Below are 1,820 nucleotides of genomic sequence, written 5' to 3'. Positions count from 1 at the left end.
CCCCCGCCGGGCCTTCACCCCCATCGAGCGCTCACCCCCGTCGAGCCCGTCCGCACCGGCCGAACGCCGCCTGCCGCACGCCACCGGCACAGCGTGCCCGTCCGCACCGCTCGCAAGCCTGAAGGAGTACTCCCATGCCCACCTTCGACTACGTCGTCATCGGCGGCGGCACCGCGGGATCCGTGATCGCCTCCCGCCTCACCGAGGACCCCGGCACCACCGTCGCCGTCATCGAGGGCGGGCCCTCCGACGTCGACCGCCCCGAGGTGCTGACGCTGCGCCGCTGGCTGGGCCTGCTCGGCGGGGAGCTGGACTACGACTACCCGACCACCCCCCAGCCGCGCGGCAACTCCCACATCCGGCACAGCCGCGCCCGGGTGCTCGGCGGCTGCTCCTCGCACAACACGCTGATCTCCTTCAAGCCGCTGCCCGGCGACTGGGACGAGTGGGCCCAGGCCGGCGCCGAGGGCTGGGACGCCGGCGCCATGGACCCGTACTACGAGCGGCTGCGCAACAACATCGTGCCGGTGCACGAGAAGGACCGGAACGCCATCGCCCGCGACTTCGTGGCGGCGGCGCGCACGGCGGCCGAGGTGCCGCTGGTGGAGGGCTTCAACCAGCGGCCCTTCCACGAGGGCGTCGGCTTCTTCGACCTCGCCTACCACCCGGAGGACAACAAGCGCTCCTCCGCCTCCGTCGCCTACCTCCACCCCTTCCTGGACCGGCCCAACCTCCACCTGATGCTGGAGACCTGGGCCTACCGGCTGGAGCTGGACGGCGACCGGGCCACCGGGGCGCGGGTGCGCACCAAGGACGGCGAGGAACTCCTGGTGGAGGCGGCCCGCGAGGTGGTGGTGTGCGCGGGCGCGGTGGACACCCCGCGGCTGCTGATGCACTCCGGAATCGGGCCTGCCAATGATCTTGAAAAGCTCGGCATTCCGGTGACGCTTGATCTCCCGGGCGTCGGGGAAAACCTTCTGGATCACCCGGAGTCGGTCATCGTCTGGGAGACCCACGGTCCCATACCGGAGAATTCCGCGATGGATTCGGACGCGGGACTTTTTGTGCGGCGGAATCCTGAATCAAGTGGACCTGACCTGATGTTCCACTTCTACCAGATCCCGTTCACTGACAATCCGGAGCGGATTGGCTACGAAAAGCCAGCGCATGGAGTGTCGATGACCCCCAACATCCCCAAGCCGCGCAGCCGCGGACGCCTCTACCTCACCAGTGCGGACCCCGAGGTCAAACCCGCCCTCGATTTCCGCTACTTCACCGACGAGGACGACTACGACGCCCGCACCCTGGTGGACGGCATCCGGCTGGCCCGCGAGATCGCCCGTACCGAGCCGCTGGCCGGCTGGCTCAAGCGCGAGGTGTGCCCCGGACCGGAGGTCACCTCCGACGAGGAACTCAGCGCGTACGCACGGCGGGTGGCGCACACCGTGTACCACCCCGCCGGCACCTGCCGGATGGGCGCGGCGGACGACCGCGAGGCCGTGGTCGACCCGCAGCTGCGGGTCCGCGGGCTGCGCGGCATCCGGATCGCCGACGCCTCGGTCTTCCCGACCATGACGGCCGTGAACCCGATGATCGCCGTGCTGATGGTGGGGGAGAAGTGCGCCGAACTGCTCGGCGCGACCCCGAGGAACGGAGGCGAGGCGTGATGAGTACGCATGCCCAACGGGGCGCCGGAACCGTCACCGGGACCGGCTCCACCCCGGGCACCCCCATCGCCCCCCTGCCGAACTCAGGACCCGGCACCTCCATGCCTGGCTGCACCTTGGGCTCCGGCCCCGCTCCGGCATCGAGCCCCGCTC

Annotated in this window: 1 protein-coding gene; it reads left to right on the top strand. The window is 70.6% G+C overall.

Annotated elements, in window-relative coordinates; genetic code table 11:
- Window positions 1-134 precede the first annotated feature (134 nt).
- The gene (locus E4099_RS31705) at window positions 135-1,667 is read left to right on the top strand and encodes a GMC family oxidoreductase (RefSeq protein WP_135342541.1); all 1,533 of its coding nucleotides are present in this window, start codon (window positions 135-137) and stop codon (window positions 1,665-1,667) included.
- Window positions 1,668-1,820: the final 153 nt, after the last annotated feature.

The organism is Streptomyces palmae (assembly GCF_004684805.1).
Classification (GTDB): Bacteria; Actinomycetota; Actinomycetes; order Streptomycetales; family Streptomycetaceae; genus Streptomyces; species Streptomyces palmae.
The sequence above is the reverse complement of the archived record's forward strand: the minus strand, read 5'-3'. Positions and strand labels throughout refer to the sequence as shown.